A 2,560-nucleotide genomic window follows, 5' to 3' on the forward strand; every position below is an offset into this window, starting at 1 on the left:
CCATCTTTTGCTTTAACTTTAAGAGTGATTATCTGATTGCTATTTGTTGGCTCACCATCTAATTCAACACCATCAGCTAATTGAGTCTTTTTAGCTGCCGTAATTGCTGCAGTTTCATCAGCAAACTCTTTACCATTAACTAATTCAGTTAAACTTGCCCCAATTGATGTTGTATCTTCAACCATTATTGGTGTTTGAACTCATGTTGCACTAAATGATGTTACTTGCCCATCAGCAATTTTATATCCATCTTTTGCTTTAACTTTAAGAGTGATTATCTGATTGCTATTTGTTGGCTCACCATCTAATTGCAAACCTTTAGGTAATTTAATTCCTTCTGCTGCGTTAATAGCTGCATTTTCATCAGCAAATTCTTTTTCATTAACCGCTGTATCTAGTAAAGCTTGAACTTCATCAGTTGAAACCTCTTGATCAACTGGTTTTACAGTAAAAGTAATTGTTACAGTTCCAATGTATCCTGATGAAGTAGTCTTAATAATTGTTCCCTCAGGTTTAACATCACCATCAACTGCTAAATCAAGATCTTTAGCTGTTGTGTTCAATTCTTTAATTTTAGCAATAAGAGTTTCATTACTAGGAATTGTTGCAAATTCTCCTAATGCAATTTTAGTAATAACTTCGCTTAATTGTTTATTAGTTTCCCCACTTTTTGCTTTAAATTCTTTAATTAACGGTTTTGGAGTTTTATATCCTTTTTGTGCAGTTAATATTACTTTAATGTTGTTTTCTTTTACAATAGTAACCTGAATATTTTCAATTCCTTCCGGTAAAGGTTTAAGATTTTGAATTCCTTCTTTTGCTTGTTCAATTGTGTCATATTTACCGTGAACTTCAATATCTACAAGTTTTTCAAAATTAGAAATATCAACTGTCTTTCCTTTGTCTCGTTTCCCACATGCAACTGCTGTTGCTCCAGCACCTACAGTTAATCCAATTGCTCCTAATAGAGCCAATATTTTTTTCATTCTACTTTCCTTTTTTAATTACTTTCTATACGATTTTATTTACTCATAAATAAAACTCGAAAAAGCAAAAAAAGGCAAAAAAACTTCATTTTTTTGCCTTTTTTGATTGTTTTTGACCATTTTTTTAACTTTTTTTGATTTTTAGTAACTTAATTTATTGCTAAAAACGCATACGATTAAATACGTTTATCTCGGAAAAATATATTTAAAATATGTCCAAATTCCTGATAGTTTTAAATCTTTCGATTAATAATCTTCTGTTACATTACTTCTTATTATTCAAACTTTTATATTATCTTATTTTGTAGAAATGTTTTTATTACTTTAGTCGACTATTTATAGTGATAAGTAATTAATTCTTCTGTTATATATTTTCCATCTTTAAGTTCTAAAGTTTGAGCAAAATAGTAGTCAGCATTGACTTCAATAATAAAGCGAAAGTTATCAGTATAAGTAGTCGCAAATGTATCTTTGTTTGTGAGTTTTTTAACTCTTTCAACTTTCGCGCTAGTGCCTTTTAAATCTCAATATCCATTAAGAGCACCAATAAGCTGAGCCTCATTGATAATCTCCAATTCACCAATTTTGTCTTTAACCTCATCAATTGCTTGATCTATATCTAATTTTGTTATTTCTTTATTATCGAAATTATATATAACTGAAGCCTCAGTTATATATTTTCCATCTTGAAGCTCTATTCCTTCTTGAAATGCATATCCTTTTTCAGCTCCTATTGTAAATTTAAATATCTCACTATATGTCCCAAAAGTACTTTGGTTTGCAGGTTCTACAGCTCTTTCAACTTCTACATTAGTACCTTCTAAACCTCAAAATCCATTAAGGGCGCCAATAAGTTGAGCCTCATTAATAATTGTCAGTTTGCTAACTTTAGCTTTAACCTCTTCAATTTCCTCTTCTATGGCTCATTTTTTTATTTCTTGATCCTTAAACTTATAAGTAATTAAAACTTCAGTTACGTACTTTTCACCTTCAAGTTCTAAACTTTGCTCAAATGAATATCCCGCTTCAACTCCAATAGTAAATCTAAATAAATCAGTTGAAGTCACAAAAACTTGCTGATTTTCAGATTTAGTTGCCCATTCAACTTCTACATTAGTACCTTCCAAGGTTCACATTCCATTAAGAGCTTGTAAAAGATGAGTACCATTAATAAAAGTAATTTCGCTAACTTTTGATTTTATTCTTTCAATTTCTGCGTCAATTCCTGTCTTCGTAACTGCAATATCGGGCTCTCCAACTGATAACTCAATTGTTGTTTGGCCCTCTTCAATACCTTCAACCAAAACATAACCTGACTTTGCTTCAACGATCACATTGAAAGTATGCTGTTCAAATGCCTTAGTTAACTTTGAAGCCTCTTTGACTTTGAAAGCATCAGTTTCAACTGCTTGAATTGCTGCTATTGCCAGTTCATCAGTTTCATATGTTTTTTCTTCAACTAGTAGTTTAGATAATTGCTCATCAACCAATGCTTTTGTCAATTGTTGATCAGCTTTACCAATTGATAACTCAATTGTTGTTTGACCCTCTTCAATACCTTCAGCCAAAACATA

2 protein-coding genes are annotated in these 2,560 nt (G+C 31.0%); both read right to left on the minus strand.

Annotation, left to right across the window (positions count from 1 at the left end; translation table 4 throughout):
- A partial coding sequence (locus tag L872_RS04720; RefSeq protein ID WP_036268968.1) for a lipoprotein occupies window positions 1-986 on the minus strand: 986 nt, incomplete at its 3' end.
- A gap of 332 nt (window positions 987-1,318) precedes the next feature.
- A partial coding sequence (locus tag L872_RS04725) for a hypothetical protein (RefSeq protein WP_036268970.1) occupies window positions 1,319-2,560 on the minus strand: 1,242 nt, incomplete at its 5' end.

Source organism: Mesoplasma seiffertii ATCC 49495, from assembly GCF_000518725.1.
Classification (GTDB): Bacteria; Bacillota_I; Bacilli_A; order Mycoplasmatales; family Mycoplasmataceae; genus Tullyiplasma; species Tullyiplasma seiffertii.